The sequence below is a fragment of the Paenibacillus sp. Negev47 genome, from assembly GCF_058313655.1.
Genome location: NZ_CM177754.1, coordinates 1,329,853 through 1,351,364 on the forward strand (window position 1 = coordinate 1,329,853; position 21,512 = coordinate 1,351,364).

Consider the following 21,512-nt stretch of genomic DNA (forward strand, 5'->3'; position numbering starts at 1 on the left):
CTATCACCGGATTTTCACATTTAGAATGAAAATTTAAAAAATCTGGGGATAACAGCGATTGTAAGGTTGTTCTGCCCGCGCAGTGATCACGTGTAGAATTTTTAACTTTTACAGAGAAAATCAATGCTGGAGGGATCAAGATGGCTTTTCAAAAACCGACTGGAACGCAGGACTTACTGCCTGGAGTTGTCGAGAAGTGGCAGTATGTAGAAGAAAAAGCACGAGATCTATGTCGACGGTTTAATTACCGTGAGATTCGTACACCGATCTTCGAACAGACTTCTTTATTTGTACGCGGTGTAGGAGAGACTACGGATATTGTTGAGAAAGAAATGTATACCTTTGACGACAAAGGCAATCGCAGCATGACTCTCCGTCCGGAGGGAACAGCGGGTGTTGTTCGTGCGTATGTAGAGAACAAAATCTATGGTGAACCGGATGTGAGCAAACTCTATTACATCGGTCCGATGTTCCGATATGAGCGTCCGCAGGCAGGCCGTCAGCGTCAGTTCCACCAGTTTGGTGTAGAAGCCATCGGTGCGCTGGACCCGGCGATTGATGCAGAAGTGATCGCACTGGGCTACCAGTTGTGCGTAGAGCTCGGCTTGAAGGATGTCAAAGTGGAGATCAACTCGGTTGGTAACTCAACCAGTCGTGCAGAATACCGCGAGACATTACTCGGGTTCCTCAGACCGATGAAAGACAGTCTTTGCAAGGACTGCCAGTCCCGCATGGAGCGCAATCCACTGCGTGTACTCGACTGTAAAGTCGATCAGGACAAATTCGTAGGGGCACCGTCCATACTGGATAGCCTGGATGAAGAGTCTTTGAATCACTTTGCCAAGCTGCAGGCATACCTGGATGATTTCGGAGTAGATTATGCTGTGAATAATCGTCTGGTACGTGGCTTGGATTACTACACGCTGACTGCTTTTGAATTAAAAGCCCAAGGTATTGGAGCGATTGATACGGTTGGTGGTGGCGGCCGATACAATGGTCTCGTTGGGGATATCGGCGGACCTGATCAGCCTGGCATCGGCTTCGGTATTGGCTTGGAGCGCATTCAACTGATTCTGGAACACCAAAACATTGAGGTTACTACACTGGCTCCACTGGATGTGTACTTTGTTGCTCTGGGAGAGGCAGCTGATCGTGAAGTGAACCGTCTGTTGTTCAAACTTCGTCAGTCTGGACTGTCTGGTGAACGCGATTATCTGGGCCGCAAGATGAAAGCACAGATGAAATCAGCTGACCGTTTCAAATCTCGCTATACTGCCATCCTTGGTGATGACGAACTGGAGCGTGGTGAGATTGCCCTCAAGTCGATGGATACAGGTGAACAACAAACCGTGAAGCTGGATGATCTGGTAGCGGCTATACGCGAAGGTAAATAAGCACGAAGTGTAACAATAAGTATAAAACATTCAAGTAAAACAATTGATCCGGCAAAATTGCTGAGGTTCACCGGCGATTCCGACGAATCGGAAAAGTTGGCGGGCAAGAGGCAACATGCCTTTTCGAATACATGGTCTACAAGCAACCGGACTGTTAAAGAGCAGGCACGAACTGCCCACACAGAACGGAAATTCACATAATGAGGAGTTTGGTTATGAAAAGAAGTCATCATTGCGGCGCATTAACACCCGCACACATCGGTGAAACAGTAACATTGAACGGTTGGGTTCAAACCCGCCGTGACTTGGGGGGCGTACTCTTCATCGACCTGCGTGATCGCAGCGGGATTGTACAAGTTGTCTTTAACCCGGCATACTCCGGTGAAGCTCTGCAAATTGCAGATCGCGTACGTAGCGAGTATGTTATCGCTGTAACGGGTAAAGTCGTTAAACGAGATGCAGAGACTGTTAACAAAAACCTGCCTACAGGCGAAATTGAAGTTCAAATTACAGAAATCGAAGTACTGAACGCGGCCAAAACACCGCCATTCTTCATTGAAGATGGTGTCGAAGTCGACGAATCCCTTCGTTTGAAATATCGTTACCTGGATCTGCGTCGTCCTGAAATGTTCGAAACACTGAAACTGCGTTCCAAAGCATCCAAAGTGTTCCGTGACTACCTGGACGGAGAAGAGTTCGTTGAAGTGGAAACACCGATCCTGACCAAGAGCTCCCCGGAAGGTGCGCGTGATTATCTCGTACCGAGCCGTGTGCATGAAGGTGAATTCTTCGCCTTGCCACAATCCCCACAAATCTACAAACAATTGCTGATGGTGGGTGGCGTTGAACGTTATTATCAGATCGCTCGCTGTTTCCGGGATGAGGATCTGCGTGCAGACCGTCAACCAGAATTCACTCAAGTCGACATCGAGACTTCCTTCCTGCAACAGGATGACCTGCTGCCAATGATGGAAGAACTGATGGCCAAATTGCTACGTGAAACGAAAGGTATTGAGTTGGAACTGCCTTTCCAACGGATTACGTATGCGGATGCGATGGGTAAATACGGTTCAGACAAACCAGATCTGCGTTTTGGTATGGAACTGGTTGAAATGAACGATATCGTAGCCAACAGTGGTGTAAAAGTATTTGCTTCTGTCATCGAAAAAGGTGGAGAAGTGAAAGTGCTGAACGCCAAAGGCTGTGGTACATGGAGCCGTAAAGAGATCGATGATCTCGGACCATTTGCTGCACGTTACGGTGCGAAAGGTCTGGCTTGGATTCAAGTGAAAGACGGCGAGTTCAAAGGGCCAATCGTGAAGTTCTTCACGCCTGAAGAAATCGAAGCAGTCAAAGAACGTACAGGTGCTGAAGAAGGCGACTTGCTGCTCTTCTCCGCAGACACCAAAAAAGTGGTTGCTGACGTTCTGGGCGCATTGCGTCTGAAAATCGGCCGTCAACTCGGACTGATCGATGACAGCAAATTCAAATTTGCTTGGGTTGTGGACTTCCCACTCCTTGGATATGATGAAGATGCCAAGCGTTATGTGGCAGAACACCATCCATTCACACGTCCAAAAGATGAAGATGTACATCTGTTCGACACAGATCCGGGTGCCATTCGCGCTCAAGCCTATGACCTTGTTCTCAATGGTTATGAAGTAGGTGGCGGTTCGATGCGTATCTACAAACGTGATGTTCAAGAGAAAATGTTTGCTGCCCTTGGACTCTCACCAGAAGTAGCCAATGAGAAATTCGGTTACCTGCTGGAAGCATTCGAATATGGAACTCCACCGCATGGTGGTATTGCCTTTGGTCTGGACCGTCTTGTGATGTTGCTGGCGGGTCGCACGAATCTGCGTGAAACGATTGCCTTCCCGAAAACGGCAAGTGCAACGGATCTGCTCATGAATGCACCTTCCGAAGTAGATGATTCTCAATTGGAACAACTTCACATCCGTGTAGCCCGCAAACCGGTAGCGGAAAAGAAATAAAGGAGGCATCGATTCTCAATGCTCCATCAATTTTCAAGAACAGAACTTGCGATCGGACCTGAAGGTCTGAACACATTGAAGAATAGTACAGTAGCCGTGCTCGGTATTGGCGGTGTAGGTGGTATTGCTGTAGAAGCTCTCGCCCGCAGCGGTGTAGGTCGCATCATCCTGATTGATAAAGACGTAGTGGACATCACCAACATTAACCGCCAGATTCATGCTCTGACCACAACTGTAGGGCAGAAAAAAGCGGATCTGATGGTGGAACGTGTGAAACTGATCAATCCGGAATGTGATGCGATTGCCTTGAATATGTTTTACACGGAAGAAACGTATGAAGAATTATTCAAATATGAACTGGATTATGTGCTGGATGCATCCGACACGATTATCTACAAAATCCATCTCATTAAAGAGTGCCTGAAACGTAAAATTCCGATGATTTCCAGTATGGGTGCGGCAAATAAAATGGACCCGACGAAATTCCAGGTTGCAGATATTTCGAAAACGACCATGGACCCGATTGCTCGTGTTGTACGCACGACACTTCGCAAAGACGGCATCAAAAAAGGTGTGAAAGTGGTCTTCTCAACTGAAAAGCCGATGAAACCGCGTGCTGATGTTACAGAGAAGATCGTTCCCGAGAATGCACCGGAAATTCGCAAGGCCAAACAGCCACCTGCGAGTAACGCATTCGTACCTCCGGTAGCCGGACTGATTATGGTCAGTGTTGCCGTTAAGGATTTGTTAGAAATTGCAGAGAACAAGCAGCAGTAATATGCTGCCAACAGAACAGCGTGGATGCCGACAAGGCATCTGCGCTTTTTTGTGTGATCATACTTCGAACTCAGAGCAATCGGACGTCAAACGTCCATGATAGCCGAACTACATCCCCGCATAAGTGTCAGAGCTACGTCATGTACTTCAAAGTGAAAACCGTGTATGATATTGATTGCTGCGCGAAATGATGATACATACATAAAGAATTTGCAGCCTGAGAGAGGGGAATAGAACGAAATGAAACACGGATGGATGACCAGACGTCTTGGCATGGAGCCAGGAGACCAGTGGAAAAAGGAAGTTGTGGCGGGAGCCATTTCCTATTTTGCCGTGGTCTATATCGTTATGGTCAATGCTACAATTCTTTCCGATGCCGGAATGCCCTTGCAGGCCGCCATGGTTGGAACCCTGCTAACGTCCATTGCAGGCTGTTTGCTCATGGCATTTGGCGGGAAATCACCGATTATTGTTGTGCCTGGAATGGGGATTAATGCATTTTTCACGTATACACTTGTACACTCGATGAAATTAAGCTGGCAAGAAGCGCTGGCCGTGGTAACCGTTACAGGTATACTGTTTGCCATTGTTGCGTTTACGTCACTATACAAAATGATCAGCGAAGCGATTCCAAAGAATCTGCAGCACGGGATTACGGTGGGGATTGGCTTGTTCCTCACATTCATTGGTTTGCAAAAAAGTGGAATTGTCATCGCACACCAGACCACGTTTGTCGCGATTGGGCACTTCAATGATCCGAATGTCATTACAGCTTGCGTTACGCTGGTGCTTGCCTTGATTTTATTTATACGGAATGTACAAGGTGGACTTCTCATCAGTATTCTGGTCGGGACAGGCCTTGCCTATGTACTTGGAGCAGTGAACCCGGGTGAATCCGTATCAGCGATGGATGCGCTGCGTCAATACGGCGGTTTGTTTGGCGAATTGTCTTTGATGAAGCTGGCTGATGTAGCGTTCTGGATTGCGGTATTTTTGTTATTGCTGATTGTGGTGTTCGAAAATATCGGATTAATTACAGCTCAGACACAGATGATTGGTCGTCCGGAGCGGTTCAAAGGAAGTCTGCGCGCCCTATCGATTAGTACCGTGCTGGCAGGCGTATTCGGAAGTAGTCCTCCAGTTGCCGCAGCCGAGACTACAGCCGGGATTGCGGCAGGTGGACGCACAGGGTTAACTCCGCTCGTTACTGCCGTTTTGTTTGGGGCGACCTTCTTCTTCATCCCGCTGCTCGGTTATATTCCAGACAGTGCGATTGCACCCATTTTGATCATTATTGGTGGCCTGATGGTGCAAGGTGTGAAGGATATGGACTTTGGTGACTTTACAGAGGCTTTCCCAGCATTTCTAATCATGGTCATGATTCCATTTACATATAGCATCGTGGACGGTATGGCGTTTGGATTTATTGCTTATCCACTAGCGAAGCTGGCAGCAGGTCAAGGGAAACAGGTGCCTGTGGTCATGTATGGCATTTCCATTCTCTTTTTAGCCAATTTTGTGTTGCATGGCGTTTTGTAATAAGAGAAGGCAACGTCATGTGAGTTCATACGTATGATCTCTGGTGAGCAGATGGAGAACGGGAGGAACGGGAATGGAAGAGCAGCAACAAACAGGGCAGAATGAACCGAAGGTAGGAAAAAAGGGGTTTAAGGATTTCGTCAAGCTTATCGCTTCTACGAACCCGCCAAAACTGATCCTGATTCTGGCCCTCATCTTAACCCTGATTCAAACAACAGCCGGACTGATCGTGCCATTGATGACCAAAGGTCTAATTGATGGACTTACTACTTCGGCACTAAACAAATCTGTTATTTTGTTATTGCTTGGGGCGTTTGTGATCCAGGCAATTGCCTCGGGCATTAGCATTTATATGTTAAATTACGCCGGACAACGTGTGGTCGCAACGCTTCGTACCAAGCTATGGAACAAGGTATTGTCGCTGCGAATGCCATATTTCGATCGCAATCGCACGGGCGATACCATGAGCCGGATTACGAATGATACAAGTCAGATCATGACGTTGATCGCGGATTATCTGGTTTCCTTTGTATCCAACATTGTCGCTGTTGTAGGTGGCGTGGCGTTACTATTTTACTTGGATTGGGTGATGTCGCTCATTATCCTGAGTCTTGTCCCACTTACGCTGTTGATTTTGTTGCCGGTCGGGAAGAAAATGTACAAGATCTCCAAGAAACAACAGGATGAGATGGCAGGTCTTACGTCCGTACTTAGTCAGGTTATTGGTGAGATCCGTTTGGTGAAGGCCTATGGAACGGAGAAACAGGAATCAGAAGCAGGAGATTCGCGGATTCGTAAAATGTTTGCTTTTGGCTTGCAGGAGGCACGTATCCTTGCGCTGATCGGTCCTTTGTTTACATTTGTCATGACTGCCGTGTTGGTCGTTATTCTGGGTGTGGGGGGAATGCGTGTAGCTTCTGGCATGTTGTCACCTGGTGAACTGGTAGCATTCATTCTGCTTTTATTCCAGGTCATTATGCCAATGGGACAATTCACGACGCTATACTCCCGTTTGCAAAAAGTTGTAGGTGCAACGGAGCGCATACAAGCTATCCTTGCCGATGAGGAAGAGCCGCATGACAGTACCAAGGTAGCTCCAAAAGGAAATGAGACGATTGCATTCCATGATGTACACTTTTCCTATGTTACAGGTGAGGAAGTGTTGCACGGAATAAATCTGACGGTACCTACACGCAAAGTGACGGCGATTGTCGGTCCAAGCGGTAGCGGCAAATCAACGCTGTTCTCTTTGATGGAGCAGTTCTATATGCCAGATTCAGGCTACATTTCATATGGAGGACAAGCGATAACGGATTATTCTTTGGCCTCTTGGCGAAGCAAGATCGGGTATGTATCACAGGAAAGTCCGCTTATGGCAGGCACAATCAAAGACAACATCACGTACGGATTGGATCGTGAAGTCACGATGGATGAGATCCAGCGAGCTGCTGAAATGGCCTATTCTGCCGACTTCATCGACAAACTGCCACAGGGTTATGACACGGAAGTGGGCGAGAGAGGGATCAAGTTATCCGGGGGCCAACGTCAGCGGATTGCTATTGCTCGTGCCTTACTGCGCAGCCCGGATATTCTCATGTTGGATGAAGCGACATCCAGTCTGGACAGCACCTCGGAGTATGAAGTACAACAGGCTTTGTCCAACCTGATGGAAGGCAGAACCACAATCGTGATCGCGCACCGATTGTCCACAGTTGTGGATTCCGATCAGATTGTTGTATTGGAGCATGGACATGTTACCGGAACCGGAACACATGCGGAATTAATCAGCAATCATAAGGTATACCGTGAACTGGCTCAGAAACAGTTCGTGGCTCAGGAAGGTCAAAATTGAAATTTGAGCTAGATCGATTACTCTTTTTTAAAGATAAGGTTCAAATTTGGTTCAACTTCAAACCGTTGTTCATTCGCTCAATACGAGCGAGGGCAACGGTTTTATTCTTTTGCACCCACGTTACTGTAGCTTTTTGCACATCAATATGATATAGTGGGTATCCTTTTGCGTCGTCAGTGATTGGTGATGCAGAGCAAAACATATTCTTAGGAGGTAACTGAAACATGTCAGACAGCTTTCAAAGTGCCTATCAAGAAGAAGAGTACAGGTTAGAGCGAACGATGGAGGAAGTGGACAGTCAGCTGGAACGACTGCAAAATATTCCGGTTTATACCGGCCATGACTTCACAGAACAAGTGCTGGAAGCTGGACGCGAAGAGCGCCGCACCGCCTTGTCCAAGAGCGCGCAGCAACCCTATTTCGGACGCTTGGATTTCGAAGAGCAGGGCAGTGGTGCACGGAAACCGCTGTATATTGGCAAAATCGGCGTAGACCGCGAAGAGGTGGGAGAGCATCCGCTCGTCATCGATTGGCGTGCTCCTGTCGCCAGCCTGTTTTACTCATTTACGGGAGGCGAAGCCTCCGCTACGTATGAAGCCCCGGAAGGGCTTATTGAAGGTCTGGTCTATCTGAAACGAAACGTTGTCATTCGGCAGCGGATATTGGAACGTGTAGCAGATACATATAACCGTGACAGCGACCAGCCAGCGGTATCCGATGAATTTCTCGTTTATCGTCTGGGAGAGAACAAGGATAACAAACTCCGTGACATCGTATCTACGATTCAGGCAGAGCAGGATCTGATCATTCGTGCGGCGAGAAACACCGCATTGATCATTCAGGGTGTGGCCGGATCCGGGAAAACAACGGTTGCCCTGCATCGGCTTGCCTTTTTGCTGTATCAGTACAAGGAGCAGGTATCTGCGGAGAAAATGGTTATTTTTGCACCCAACCACATGTTCCTGGATTACATCTCGGATGTGCTCCCGGAACTCGGAGTAGGGGACATTCAGCAACGGACATTCCCGGATTGGGCGATGAACCTGCTGGGGCTGGAGATGCCACTCGCGGATACGTCGGAGACATTGAACACCTGGTTTGAAACGCCTGATGCACGGCCTGAATTGAATGATGATGTACCTGGACGTTACAAAGGATCCATCCGCTTCATGGAGCTTATTCGAGAGTGGCTCTCGGGCATGGAAGAAGATTCCGTACCGGATATGGACTTCTGTCCATGGGATGGTAAGGTGCTCAGCAAGGCGGAGATCGAGAACTGGTTCGGTCAGGAATACAAGCATTATCCACTGGCCAAACGCAAAGAACGGGTCATGGCGCGTGTTCACCGCTGGATTGAGATGGAACTCAAGAAACCGATGCCAGAAGCTGTGCGCAAAGAACGCAAGAAAAAAGCATCCATCCGTGAGAAAGCCTATGCCAAAAAATGGCCTCAATATGAGCCGCTTACGCTATACAAACAGCTGTTCAAAGCTGTAAAGGGTGGTTCTGTGCCAGCGTCACTCAGCGGGCTTATTCCAAAACTAGTCATGAAACAAACGGCAGCAGATCTGAAACAGGATATCGTCCGTGAAGAGGATTTGCCTGCATTGGTATACATTCATACACTGGTTCATGATATTGAGGGTTCGGAGCGGTTCGATCATGTCGTGATCGATGAAGCACAGGACTTTTCACCTTTTCATGTGGCATTATTGGATCAGTTCGTCAAAGGGCATTCCTTCACCATACTGGGTGACTTGTCCCAAGGAATTCATGAGTACCGTGGTGTTCATGCGTGGGAAGAGATGAGTTCTCTGTTTCCTGAGGAACAGAATGCATACTTTGCGTTGACCCGAAGTTATCGTTCGACGATGGAAATTATCGACTATGCAAATACGATTCTGGAACGTGGCGTCAAGAGTGGGATTACGGCGATACCTGTTTTCCGGAGCGGTGATCCGGTTCGAACATTAGCTTATGGAGGCGAAGGGCGGACCGCGAGTCTTGAAGAGGCTTTGAAGGTGTTAACGGTCAAAGACTATCGAACGGTCTCCATCCTGACCCGTACACTGCATGAAGCAGAGGAACTTCATCGTGAACTTCAGGACGCAGGCTGGGATCTAAACCTGATCGATGGTGGGAAAAAGCAGTACACAGGTGGACACTCCATTTTACCAGTCTATCTGTCCAAAGGGTTGGAGTTTGATGCCGTTATTGTGGCAGACGCAGATCAGAAGCATTATTTGCCGAATGCGGGTGATGCAAAACTGTTGTACGTTGGTTGTACACGGGCCTTGCATGAATTGTGGTTGTTCCACGAGGGTGAACTGCCGATCTATGCGGCTGCAACACATAATCCCGACGGCGAGCCGGTAGCCATTCAGGGTTGGCCAGAGCTTGGTTAGATAAAGTTTGCTTATACAACAAAAGGCATGACGTTTATGGGATAGATCCATAAGCGCTTGCCTTTTTCTGCTTTGTGCGAGAATCCGCTTAATTTTCCGACGAAGAACGACGGGAGCTCAAGTTATGTTACGCTATTTCTCATTCTGGATGAGCGACGGTTCACCAGGAATATACCGACACCAATGAGTAATCCGCCTGCCAATGCAAACCACTGAACGTGTTCTCCCAGCAAAATCCAACTCGACAATACACCAAAGAACGGTGCCAGAAACAGATACGAACTGGTTTGGGCGGGGTCACTATGTTGCAGCAAATAAAACCAGAGTGAGAACTGGATGATGGAGCAAACAAGCGTTAACCAGAGCAGCACCATAACCGAGGTGGTATTCACCATAAAGTGAGGCTGTTCAGTCCATACGCTCAGCAGAAGCAGCGCAGCACCTCCTGCAAGCATCTGATAGGCTGTTAAGACAAAGGTATCGTAGGCATCGCCCCAACGTTTGATGAGTAATGTCGATACTGCAAAGGAGATCGCACCGCCAAATCCAATCCAGGTTCCAGGGTTAAAGCTCATATGCCATCCAAAGGTTAATATAATCCCCACGAAACCGAGCAGAACACCAATCCATTGACTGAAACGGTAGGTCACTCTATATAAGAGAGCACTGAGGATAATGACCAGCAACGGATTGGTAAACGTAATAATGGCCGATTCACCGGATGTAATCCAGTTCATGCTGTAGTAGGCGCAGCCCATCACGCCTGCGGATTGGAACAGGCCAATGAGGATTATTTTCAACCAAGACTGCCACGCGGTAGGTAAAGGACGTTTACGCAGGAACCAGGCCATCAATCCACCAGCCAGTACATAACGTATGCCCATGAGCAGGAAAGGTGGGGCATATACCATGCCGATCTTGCCAACTGGAAAAGAAGTTCCCATGATTAACGTTGTCAAAATGATCAATAGTGTATATTTCAATGGTTTGATGATCCGGGTATCCTTTTCATGACTGGAGCTCATAACGTCTGTCCACTATCTACAGTAATTAGCTGTCCAGTCATGGAGTGCTGTTCAAGCGCAGCACAGATCATGTGTGCGATATCCTCAGGCGAGGCAATTTTCTGCAATAACAGCTCTCCACCGAGACGATGCATTCGATCCTCGTTTCCAGCCCACCACCTTGTAGCAACCGCGCCAGGAACGATAGCATTCACCCGAATATGTGGTGAGAGAGCGTGCGCAAGTGATAAGGTCAGACCGTGAACTGCCGCTTTGGAGACGGCGTAAGGAAGGGAGGAGCCTGAACCCGTACTGCCTGCGATGCTACCCAGATTTACGATAGAACCACCGCCAGCCCGCTTCATATCTTCCGTCACGGCACGAGCACAATGAAACATGCCTTTCACATTTACATCAACCAGTTCATCCCAGACGTCATCTGTAACTAATTCCAGATCGTGCAGGGGGATATGATGAGTGATGCCGGCGTTATTCACAAGCGCAGTGATTGGGCCATGGGTTTCAGTTATTGTAGTGACCATCCGCCGGACATCAAGGTCATCGGCAACGTTGGCTTGAACGGCCAATGCATGACCTCCTGCATCCAAAATATGTTGAACTGTCTCGTTTGCTGCATCCCGTGAGCGGGAATAGTTGACGGCAACCCACGCTCCACGCTCAGCCAGCATCAGACTTACAGCACGACCTATACCTGTTCCACCACCAGTGATCAAAGCAACTCTATTTTTCCAGTATGTCATGCTGAACACTCCTTATCATCATCCAGTCAGCTGACTGGTTTGGGATCTATATGAATTGTAGTCCGGTTTACACATGAAGTATAATGATTGGTAATGAAGTGGATATCATTTTGAATGATGTCAGAGTGGAGGGACCATGGAGAGCGGGGATCTTAGAATATTTCAGTGTGTTGCACAGGAAGGAAACTTGACCAAAGCTGCTTCTAAACTGGGGTATGTGCAATCGAACGTAACGGCACGAATCAGGCATCTGGAAGCAGAAGTGGGTACAACGTTGTTTATTCGTCATAATCGAGGCATGACGTTATCTCCAGCTGGAGAGATGCTGCTGACCTATGCGGATAAAATCATTGGTTTGCTAAATGATGCTTCCAAGGCGCTTCGGGCGACGAGTACACCATCGGGGCCGTTGCGAATAGGGTCTACACAGACGGCCGCAGCGGTACGTTTACCTGAGCTTTTTGCAAAATACTATAAACAGTATCCCGACGTGTCCTTGTCACTGGCTACTGGCAACTCGCAGATGCTTATTGATCAAGTGATTGGGTATGAATTGGAAGGAGCGTTTATTGGCTGTGCCTGTGATCATCCTGATATCGAGTCTATCGATGTATTTGATGAAGAGCTATTTGTAGTTTCGTCGGGTGTGGGACCAGAAGATGAACTTACCCGTAAGCCGATCCTTGTCTACAGCATGGGATGCTCCTACCGACAAACGTTAGAAGAGTGGTTGCTCTCAATTGGGGTAAACCGTCCGGTGATTATGGAATTCGGTACATTGGAAGCGATTATCAGTGGAGTAGCATCGGGGATGGGGATTTCTCTGTTACCGGAGATTGTAATTCGGCAGCAAATTGAAAATGGCAGCCTTCGCAAACATTCGCTCCCCTCCGGCATAAGCCACATGATGACTCGTTTTATTACACGCAAGGATGCGTTTGTCAGCAGCGCGCTTGGTGCATTTATGGCTATGTTACCGCGGGAGTATGATATGATAGAGAGTGGAGAACCATCAGAAGCGTAATTGTACACAAGGCAAGGCAATCCGTTAAGGAAGTGATGAGCAATGGATTTATTTTCGTTTCAACAGGATTCAAAGCCACAAGCTAGATTGCTTGCGGACCGCATGCGGCCAGAGCACCTGGATGAATATATTGGACAAGAACATATCATTGGACCGGGAAAATTACTCCGGCGCGCCATCGAGGCTGATCAGATTTCGTCGATCTTGTTATACGGTCCCCCAGGATGCGGCAAGACAACCCTGGCACATATTATTTCCCAGCAAACACAAGGACAGTTCGTTCGCCTGAATGCAGTGGAAGCTTCCGTCAAGGATGTGCGTGAAGTCATTGAGCAGGCACAAACGAACAAACAGCTGTATGGAACGAAAACCATTCTGTTCCTCGATGAGGTACATCGGTTTAACAGTTCACGTCAGGACGCGTTATTGCCAGCGGTAGAGAAGGGCACGATTATTTTTATCGGCGCGACAACAGAGAATCCCTTTCATTATGTCAATGGAGCCTTGATGAGTCGCTCCACCCTGTTCCAGCTGGAATCGTTGAACAAGGAGCATTCCCTTATTGCAATGCGCAGAGCATTGAGCGATGCGGACAAAGGTCTCGGATTCATGGAACTGCAGGCGGACGATGAGGGGCTTGAGCATATTGCCACGATGGCCAATGGGGATATTCGGCGTGCGCTTAACGCGCTAGAACTGGCTGCGTTGACCACGCCACCGGAGAAGGATGGATCCATTCATATTACGCTTGATGTGGCAGAAGAGTCTATTCGGCGACCGATTGTGAAGGCGGATGAATCGACACAGTATGATGTGCTGTCTGCATTTCACAAGAGTATTCGGGGTTCCAGTGATGCTGCGCTGTTCTGGTTTCTATACGCGGTGGAGAAGCTCGGCATGGACCCGATGACCTTTATTCGGCGTCTGATTGCAGCGAGCAGTGAGGATATAGGACTTGCGAACCCGCAAGCGATGACTCAGGCGATTGGAGCACTTGATGCGTACCGGAATAACGGCTGGCCCGAAGCCAAGCTGAACATTGCACAAGCGATTCTGTTCGCAGTGGAAAGTCCAAAATCCAATGCGGTGTACACCGCCATTTCCAAAGCCATGAACGCCATGGATGAGGTGAAATCGGCAGAAGTTCCGCTTCACTTGCGAGATACGCATTACTCGGGTGCCGTAAAACTGGGACATGAGGGCTATCAATATCCACATAACTATCCAGGGCATTACGTGAAACAGGAATACTTGCCAAAGCAGCTCTCACGCAGAGTATTCTATGAGGCCACGGAGCAGGGTAACGAATCGAAGATTAGGCTGAACCAACAACGACGCAGGGAATTGTAAGATCAGATAGATCACTCGGGAGATGCACATAACATGAAAGAGATTATATATATAGGAGCAGGTGGATTTCTCGGCACATTGACCCGATATGCCATACAGTTAGGGATACCAGCTGCTCATGTTGGGTTTCCTTGGGCGGTGCTGCTAATCAATGCGATTGGCAGCCTTTTTTTGGGCTGGTTTTTTACCATCGCTGTTCCAGGCAAAATATCACCACAACTTCGACTTGCGATTGGCACGGGTTTTACTGGCGCATTTACGACATTCTCCACATTTACACTGGATATTGTTCGTTTATCTGAAGGGGGAGAATGGGCTAAGGCAGCGATTTATACACTCGTAAGTGTGTTGGCAGGGTTGTTGCTCTGTGCGCTGGGAATGAGCCTTGGACAGCGTATGTTGGGATCACGAAGCCATGAGGGTGATGCCTCATGATCCTATGGATTGGTTTTGCAGGTGTGTTGGGCGCGGTTCTGCGTTATAGTCTGGGAAAATGGGTCTCTGGCTTGCTGGGAACGGCTTTTCCGTGGGGAACATGGATTATCAATATCAGTGGTTCACTTCTGCTTGGGCTGTTATATGGGTGGCATCAATCTGCAATGGTCTCAGATGGGATCTGGGTGATCTGGGGAACCGGATTCTGTGGTGCATACACCACATTTTCCACCTTTGGCTATGAGACGGTAGGGCTTATGGGTCGACAACAATACGCCAGAGCGGCGCTCTACGTTGTAAGTTCAGTAGTAGTCGGGGTGTTGGCCTCCTTGGCAGGAGTCTGGTTGACTGCATAACGAACTATTTTTAATTTTTTTGCAAAGAAAAGCAGGAAAAAAGCCATCCTTCATGGTATACATGAAAGACGGCTTTTTTAATAGGGATACACGGTATTGTGTATAATCCGCATTTTAATGGACAAGCTCTATTACTGCATTGCGGGTACAGGTACTTTTTGCACTTGATCGATCGTACCTCCGCCGAGGCATACCTCTCCGTCGTAGAAAACAACGGCTTGTCCTGGCGTAATGGCTTTTTGTTGCTGGTCAAATTGTACATCCACACTTCCATCTTCCTGCCAAGTCAATGTAACACCTTGATCCGGCTGACGATAGCGGAATTTGGCAGTACAACGGAATGGCACATTAGGCATGTGCTCTGCACCAGCAATCCAGTTCACACCTGTTGCGGTTAGACCTGTGGAGTACAGACTCGCGTGGGCATCTCCCTGAACAACAAGCAGTTGGTTCTTCTCCAGATTCTTATCTGCAACGAACCAGGGTTCACCATTGCCGGAACCACCAATGCCAAGACCTTGCCGCTGTCCTAGTGTGTAGTACATCAGACCGTCATGACGCCCTTTGACTTCACCGGTCGCAATATCAACCATGTCTCCGCCTTTGGCAGGCAGATAGTTACTCAGGAACTCTTTGAAGTTGCGTTCGCCGATGAAGCAGACTCCTGTACTGTCTTTTTTCTTGGCGGTATACAAGCCAGCGGCTTCTGCAATTTTGCGTACTTCCGGTTTGGGCAGGTGACCAATCGGGAACATGGCTTTGGACAACTGGTTCTGATTGAGTGCATTAAGGAAATACGTCTGATCCTTGTTGCTGTCCACACCGCGCAGCAGCTTGAACGTACCATCTTCTTCAATCAGACGAGCGTAGTGTCCTGTAGCTACATAATCTGCGCCGAGATCCAGAGCTTTGTTCAGGAATTCACCAAATTTGATCTCACGATTACACATGACATCCGGATTTGGCGTGCGGCCCGACTTATATTCATCAAGGAAATAGGTAAATACTTTATCAAAATATTCTTTCTCGAAGTTGACAGTGTAGTAAGGAATGCCGATCTGTTCACATACGCGGCGTACATCCTCTGAATCTTCTTCAGCGGTACAGTGGCCGAACTCGTCGGTGTCATCCCAGTTTTTCATGAAAATGCCGATGACATCGTAACCCTGCTCTTTCAGCAGCAGTGCGGTAACGGAAGAATCGACACCCCCGGACATGCCAACGACGACCCGTGTATTTTCAATTGTTTTGGACATCGTTATCACCATTTCTATATATAAATGTGTTTCGTTTCTTATTCTAGCATAACCGGACTCAAGATACGATACACCCGGCCAATTTTGGATAGTGTCCACCACAGACGCACATTTTGGAATATCGTCAATCTTTCTTTACCATAAAGCATGCAGATATGTTAACATTAGCTGAGGGTTATGATCGGAATACGGAGGATTAGAAGGTTAAAACTTAGTTCTATGAATCTCTGCTGTGGACAGATCGTGAACCAGACGGTTATGGACCACAGGATAAAATATAAAGTTTCCAATCGTTTCTGAAAATTGAAAGAGGTGACTCCTTTGAAAATATCGACAAAAGGCCGTTACGGCCTCACGATCATGATGGAGCTGGCTGCCAGAACAGGCGAAGGCCCTACATCACTTAAAAGCATTGCTGAGCGCAATCAGCTCTCGGAACATTACCTAGAGCAATTGATCGCTCCACTGCGCAATGCAGGACTGGTTAAGAGCATTAGAGGTGCTTACGGCGGTTATATCCTTGCAGGTGATCCTGCAACCGTGACTGCAGGCGATGTGATCCGTGTACTGGAAGGGCCCATCTCTCCAGTAGACTTCACAGAGGAAGATGATCCGGCGAAGCGTGATCTGTGGTTGCGTATTCGTGACGGCATTGCCGAAGTGTTGGATTCCACAACACTGAAAGACCTGATTACCTTCCAGGATCAGGACAAAAAAGACAGCTACATGTTTTACATTTAAGGTCATTAATTCGCATCACAGAAGACATACTAAAGCCCCCAACTTGGGGGCTTTAGACATGCCAGTAGAGGTAGTTCAAAAAAGTCCACTTTTGATTGCGAACGATGCCTAGCGGCATCATCAGCATCGAAGTTGAAATTTAGCCGAAATGTCCGTTGCTCACGTAGTTTCCCTACGCTCCGCTACTCCATTTCTAGCTTCATTCCATCTTCTCGGTACTGAAAACCAGACTTTTTAAAAACGCATCAATGGGTACTTTGTTCTTCAATTTCTACAGATTATTTTAATTGAGCAGGGCTATGTATTCAGCCGCGGGATTTACAAGATGGTCAAGTGTGAACTTAACTGGATAACTTGTAAATCAGCGACTTTTTAAGGTTTCTATATCAGCTTCCATGCGTAACTGACGGCGATTCAAAATATCGATGCTGTGCTGATGGGTATTCAATTCGGTAGTTACTTTGCGTTCAGAGGCGGAGTGGGAAGCGTCAAGACGTTTCGTAACGGTCAATGTTTCCAGAACAGCTTGTTGAAGAAGCGGAATGTTTTTAGTTTGTTCCTCAATGGCATTAAGTCTGTCATCGACAGTGTCTAGTCTGCTCTCTACTGCACCGAGTCTCTCTTCCATAGCATCGAGTCGGTGGTCTATTTTTTCAAGATGTCCATCAATACTGTCGAATCGTTTGTCCATTTGTTGAAGCTGATTCAGAATCTGCCCGAGAATGGGATCACTCATGTCTCTCTCTCCTTTTTGAAATGGATATAGAACATTATACACGAAGATGTGACAATAGAGCATCCGTTTCAATTTCCAATTTTGACAGTTTGCCATGAGATAGAAATTTAACATATAACGGGGTGAAGATAAATGCAACGAATTTATTTGGATCACGCCGCATCGACACCTATGCATCCACAAGTCGCAGAAGCGATGATGAACGTCATGACAGGGCAATATGGCAACGCATCAAGTATCCATGCCTTTGGGCGTGAAGCCAAACGGACCGTCAGCGGAGCAAGGGATGTCATTGCGGCGTCTTTGGGCTGTTTCCCGGACGAGTTGGTATTTACCGGAGGCGGCACGGAGAGTGACAATCTGGCAATCTTTGGAGCAGTCTCAACAAGACAGGATAAGGGGAAACACGTTATTACGACGGCAATTGAGCACCATGCTGTTTTGCATACGTGTCAGGAATTGGAACGTCAAGGCTATGAAGTAACCTATCTATCTGTTGACCATGATGGACGAATAAGCCTGGATGAGCTGCGAGAGGCTATCCGACCGGATACGGTGCTGATTACCATGATGTATGCCAACAACGAAGTGGGCACGATTCAGCCTATACGCGAGGTGGGTGAGCTTGCCCGTCAGCATGATATTCTGTTCCATAGCGACGCGGTTCAGGCTCTGGGCAGCCAGAATATTTCCTGCAAAGAACTGCCTGTGGATCTGATCAGCTTCTCTGCCCATAAAATCAATGGACCTCAGGGCGTGGGTGCACTCTATGTACGGCGAGGGATTGTGCTGGAAGCTAGAGCTCATGGTGGGCTGCAAGAGCGTCAGCGGCGCGCAGGTACAGAGAACATAGCTGGCATCGCCGGATTCGCAGAGGCCCTCAAAATTGCTTCAGCACATACGGAGACGCATCGTCAGCATGATCTGGAATTACGGAAACTTCTGCTGGATCAGCTCAAAATTCATGTGGGGACGGAGCACTTTCATGTGAACGGGCACCCGGAGTATACGCTGCCAAACATCCTGAATATCAGTTTTCCGGAAGTGTCCACAGAGACGATGTTAATGAATCTGGATATGGAAGGGATCGCCGTTGCAAGCGGCTCGGCCTGTACTTCCGGTTCGCTTGAAGTATCTCACGTGCTCAAAGCGATGGATCTGCCTGAGACTTTTTTACACTCTGCGATTCGATTCAGCTGGGGATTGGGTAATACTACGGAAGAAATCATGATAACCGCCGAAAAAATTGGAACCATTCTTGGGCGATTGCGTAATAGACCCTGAGGGGAACTTTACACATGGAACAGAAGGAGGGAAGAAGTTCCATTTCATCGGTTGGATAGAAGCGGTTTTGATGATCGGCGTCTGATTGCCACTCATCAACTTTGGGCATACCTAGCAATAGCGCCGCGCCTATTTAATGATAAGAAGATGAGGAGGACCCAACGATGAAGCTTCAGGAAATGATCGGACTTGCCGTTTTTGATGTTGAGGACGGGAAGCAGGTCGGTAAAATCCAGGATTTCATTGTGAATGATGATTGGCAGATTGAAGGCATTGAACTTGAGAACAAAGGCCTGTTTACCAATCATGTCAAAATCGTGCAGTGGCAAGACATCGTTGCCTACGGCGAGGATGCCGTCATGATCCGTAATCAACAGGCTGTCCGCAAGACGGGAGCCGACGACATAAAATACACGTACCTCCTCGGTCGGTCTAAATTGAAGGAGATGTCCGTGCTCACCGAAGAAGGTTTGCTGCTTGGACGTGTCTCTGATGTTTATTTTGACCAAGAGTTGGGAAATACAATAATAGGGATTGAAATTACGGACGGTTTTGTGTCCGATCTGATTGAGGGCCGTAAATGGCTGCCATGTACAAGTGATATGTCCATCGGGGAAAGTGCCATTATGGTGCCGCCGCTGAGTGAACAACGCTTGGAAAATGCCATTCATTCTGTTAATGGATAGGTGAATGAATATGAAATGTCCAAACTGTAGTTCCAAAGATATCGGGAAAATTGGTTCCCACCAGTTTTATTGCTGGGGATGCTTTATTGAATTAACGGTGAACGGTGAGAAAATGTCTGTATATCAGGTGGAAGAAGACGGTACGCTGAGTTCCCTGGATGATCTCTTTTTCGGGGACGAGCTGCCGCAAGACTTCCCTCATCTTCACGCTTCTTCTTAATAAGCAGGATAACTTCCTCTATATGCGGTTTCATGACAATCTCTGTCATGGGATGCTGTCATCCATTGTTGGCAGATGTATATAGATGCAGTTACATAATGGTTCGGAAAAGATATGGTTAATTATATGCTAACCCGGACCCCAAGATGCGCTTCCTTCTCTGATGAAGGAGGCGTTTTTTTGGTTCCGGAAAAAATGTGAGGATTGCTGCTTTCCACTTCTGCGCTGTGTTAATAAATATTACCTTTCCTACATATACTGACTCTCAGAGCCAGTCCAAAAGGAGGGATGCACGTGGAGCAATTAACTAAACACAAGCTGTTCCGTTACGCGATCTGGCTGCTGCTCGGGTTGATTATTCTTTATTTTATATGGCTGCTGCGGCCTTTACTGCTTCACATATATGCTTTCCTGAAAACAGTACTGGCCCCCTTTATCGTAGCCCTTATCATATCCTATGTACTCAATCCGATTGTCAGCATGCTGGGAGGGCGCAAGGTGCCGCGTACGATCGCGGTATTGCTCATATATGCCTTTTTCCTGACCTGTATCGGTGTCATTCTGATGAATGTCATTCCGGTATTGATTGAACAGCTGGAAGAACTCAACGAACATATGCCGGAGCTGTCCATGCGTGCCCAGAGTCTGATGAACAATATGGATCACAAATTAATGCCGCCAAGTGTCCGAACAGGCATGAACAGCTGGTTCTTTCAGATGGAGGATCGACTAACTCAGGGAATTGCCGTGCTCATGGACAATATCGGGGCGACCATCAATGTGTTATTCAATGTGTTTATCGTGCCTTTCCTGATCTTTTATATGTTAAAAGATTTTGAGGTATTTGAGCGCACCATTGTGGCGTATCTTCCGCGTTCAAGGCGTAAATCAATTGTATCAGTGATGAAAGAGGTTGATACTGCGCTGGGAAACTACATACGAGGACAGTTTATTGTCTGTGTCATTGTCGGTATCTTTGCCTACATTGGTTATATCGTCATTGATATGCCTTATGCTCTGCTGCTTGCGAGTATCGTGGCTGTATTTAACATCGTGCCCTATCTTGGGCCATTCCTGGGCGCTGCCCCTGCCGTGGTCATGGCATCGACGGTATCATTTAAAATGGTGCTATTTGTTGTCATTGTGAACACACTGTGCCAAGTTCTGGAGAGCAACGTTATATCTCCTCAGGTAGTGGGACGTACGCTGCATCTGCATCCACTGTCGATTATATTTGCGCTGCTCGTCGGAGGCGAATTGGCAGGCATTGTAGGTCTGATTCTGGCAGTGCCCGTTTTTGCCGTCCTGAAGGTTATTGTGCAACACTTTTTCGCCTATTACATCAAACGAAGGACCGACTAAATAGTAGCGTTAAAACATCAAAGAGGCCGCGTTGACACCCGCTTGTGCTACCGATATAATGAGTGTGTATGTTTAGAACATGAAATCGATGATGGAATGAAGTACGCCGAGGGTTCCTTTCCTCAGAGAATAGACTTCTTCGGATCAGGGTGAGCCTGAACTGATGGCTGGAAGAGTCTTGAAAGATGAAGCGGCGGAAAGCTAATTTCGGAGTGCAGGATAACCCTGCCGGGAGCGACCGTTATTTCGCATTAACGAGGAGATTGTTTGTTGATCCGGGCAGCAAGGGATGAACAGCAATAACCAGGGTGGTACCGCGATAACATCGTCCCTGAT

General features: G+C 47.7%; 19 protein-coding genes. 15 read left to right on the plus strand and 4 right to left on the minus strand.

Annotation, left to right across the window (positions count from 1 at the left end; all coding sequences use genetic code 11):
- Positions 1 to 140: 140 nt before the first annotated feature.
- The 6 genes from hisS (at position 141) to AC4G47_RS06225 (ending at position 9,961) form a co-directional block, all read left to right on the plus strand.
- Positions 141 to 1,394, plus strand: coding sequence for a histidine--tRNA ligase (gene hisS / locus AC4G47_RS06200; RefSeq protein ID WP_017686789.1), 1,254 nt, complete (start codon positions 141 to 143; stop codon positions 1,392 to 1,394).
- A gap of 215 nt (positions 1,395 to 1,609) precedes the next feature.
- Positions 1,610 to 3,388 (plus strand): aspartate--tRNA ligase, encoded by a 1,779-nt coding sequence (gene aspS, locus AC4G47_RS06205; RefSeq protein WP_458123800.1) that lies wholly within the window; start codon positions 1,610 to 1,612, stop codon positions 3,386 to 3,388.
- Between the two features lie 18 nt (positions 3,389 to 3,406).
- On the plus strand, positions 3,407 to 4,165 hold the full coding sequence (locus AC4G47_RS06210; RefSeq protein WP_336765245.1) for a tRNA threonylcarbamoyladenosine dehydratase: 759 nt from the start codon (positions 3,407 to 3,409) through the stop codon (positions 4,163 to 4,165).
- 240 nt (positions 4,166 to 4,405) lie between these two features.
- On the plus strand, positions 4,406 to 5,704 hold the full coding sequence (locus tag AC4G47_RS06215) for an NCS2 family permease (RefSeq protein ID WP_036616916.1): 1,299 nt from the start codon (positions 4,406 to 4,408) through the stop codon (positions 5,702 to 5,704).
- Positions 5,705 to 5,777: 73 nt separating this feature from the next.
- Positions 5,778 to 7,556 (plus strand): ABC transporter ATP-binding protein, encoded by a 1,779-nt coding sequence (locus tag AC4G47_RS06220; RefSeq protein ID WP_491105290.1) that lies wholly within the window; start codon positions 5,778 to 5,780, stop codon positions 7,554 to 7,556.
- A gap of 224 nt (positions 7,557 to 7,780) precedes the next feature.
- A complete protein-coding gene (locus tag AC4G47_RS06225) occupies positions 7,781 to 9,961 on the plus strand; it encodes a HelD family protein (RefSeq protein ID WP_491105292.1) in 2,181 nt (726 codons plus the stop codon).
- Positions 9,962 to 10,083: 122 nt separating this feature from the next.
- On the opposite strand, the gene AC4G47_RS06230 is transcribed toward AC4G47_RS06225, so the two are convergent.
- Positions 10,084 to 10,986, minus strand: a complete 903-nt coding sequence (locus tag AC4G47_RS06230; protein WP_491105294.1) for a DMT family transporter — start codon at positions 10,984 to 10,986, stop codon at positions 10,084 to 10,086.
- On the minus strand, positions 10,983 to 11,726 hold the full coding sequence (locus AC4G47_RS06235; RefSeq protein WP_491105295.1) for an SDR family NAD(P)-dependent oxidoreductase: 744 nt from the start codon (positions 11,724 to 11,726) through the stop codon (positions 10,983 to 10,985). The genes AC4G47_RS06230 and AC4G47_RS06235 overlap by 4 nt, the downstream gene beginning before the upstream one ends.
- Positions 11,727 to 11,862: 136 nt before the next feature.
- On the opposite strand from AC4G47_RS06235, the gene AC4G47_RS06240 reads away from it, so the two are divergent.
- From AC4G47_RS06240 to crcB (AC4G47_RS06255), 4 genes are read left to right on the plus strand one after another with little or no spacing between them, the layout of a single operon-like run.
- Positions 11,863 to 12,750, plus strand: coding sequence for a LysR family transcriptional regulator (locus tag AC4G47_RS06240; protein ID WP_491105296.1), 888 nt, complete (start codon positions 11,863 to 11,865; stop codon positions 12,748 to 12,750).
- Positions 12,751 to 12,792: 42 nt separating this feature from the next.
- On the plus strand, positions 12,793 to 14,100 hold the full coding sequence (locus tag AC4G47_RS06245) for a replication-associated recombination protein A (RefSeq protein ID WP_491105297.1): 1,308 nt from the start codon (positions 12,793 to 12,795) through the stop codon (positions 14,098 to 14,100).
- Between the two features lie 33 nt (positions 14,101 to 14,133).
- Positions 14,134 to 14,535 carry a fluoride efflux transporter CrcB gene (gene crcB, locus AC4G47_RS06250; RefSeq protein WP_491105298.1) on the plus strand — a complete coding sequence of 134 codons (402 nt, stop codon included), beginning with the start codon at positions 14,134 to 14,136 and terminating at the stop codon, positions 14,533 to 14,535.
- Positions 14,532 to 14,891: a fluoride efflux transporter CrcB gene (gene crcB / locus AC4G47_RS06255; RefSeq protein ID WP_491105300.1), complete on the plus strand. Its 360-nt coding sequence runs from the start codon at positions 14,532 to 14,534 to the stop codon at positions 14,889 to 14,891. The genes crcB (AC4G47_RS06250) and crcB (AC4G47_RS06255) overlap by 4 nt, the downstream gene beginning before the upstream one ends.
- A 131-nt stretch (positions 14,892 to 15,022) precedes the next feature.
- Here the strand turns inward: crcB (AC4G47_RS06255) and mnmA are convergent, their stop codons facing one another.
- Complete coding sequence (mnmA, locus tag AC4G47_RS06260) at positions 15,023 to 16,147, minus strand: tRNA 2-thiouridine(34) synthase MnmA (RefSeq protein WP_145323983.1); 1,125 nt, start codon at positions 16,145 to 16,147, stop codon at positions 15,023 to 15,025.
- Between the two features lie 321 nt (positions 16,148 to 16,468).
- Between mnmA and cymR the strand changes: the two genes are divergently transcribed.
- Complete coding sequence (cymR, locus tag AC4G47_RS06265; protein ID WP_076212458.1) at positions 16,469 to 16,888, plus strand: cysteine metabolism transcriptional regulator CymR; 420 nt, start codon at positions 16,469 to 16,471, stop codon at positions 16,886 to 16,888.
- A 361-nt stretch (positions 16,889 to 17,249) separates the two neighbouring features.
- Here cymR and AC4G47_RS06270 read toward each other — a convergent pair whose 3' ends face one another.
- Positions 17,250 to 17,624, minus strand: coding sequence for a hypothetical protein (locus AC4G47_RS06270; RefSeq protein ID WP_458123787.1), 375 nt, complete (start codon positions 17,622 to 17,624; stop codon positions 17,250 to 17,252).
- A gap of 132 nt (positions 17,625 to 17,756) precedes the next feature.
- On the opposite strand from AC4G47_RS06270, the gene AC4G47_RS06275 reads away from it, so the two are divergent.
- The 4 genes from AC4G47_RS06275 to AC4G47_RS06290 all read left to right on the plus strand — a co-directional run bounded on the left by AC4G47_RS06275 (position 17,757) and on the right by AC4G47_RS06290 (position 21,176).
- Complete coding sequence (locus AC4G47_RS06275) at positions 17,757 to 18,908, plus strand: cysteine desulfurase family protein (protein ID WP_491105301.1); 1,152 nt, start codon at positions 17,757 to 17,759, stop codon at positions 18,906 to 18,908.
- A gap of 164 nt (positions 18,909 to 19,072) precedes the next feature.
- Positions 19,073 to 19,594, plus strand: a complete 522-nt coding sequence (locus AC4G47_RS06280; protein WP_145323979.1) for a PRC-barrel domain-containing protein — start codon at positions 19,073 to 19,075, stop codon at positions 19,592 to 19,594.
- Between the two features lie 10 nt (positions 19,595 to 19,604).
- On the plus strand, positions 19,605 to 19,814 hold the full coding sequence (locus AC4G47_RS06285; RefSeq protein WP_017686815.1) for a YrzR-like zinc ribbon domain: 210 nt from the start codon (positions 19,605 to 19,607) through the stop codon (positions 19,812 to 19,814).
- A gap of 294 nt (positions 19,815 to 20,108) precedes the next feature.
- Entirely contained in the window at positions 20,109 to 21,176 is a 1,068-nt protein-coding gene (locus AC4G47_RS06290; protein WP_491105304.1) for an AI-2E family transporter, read from the plus strand.
- Positions 21,177 to 21,512: the final 336 nt, after the last annotated feature.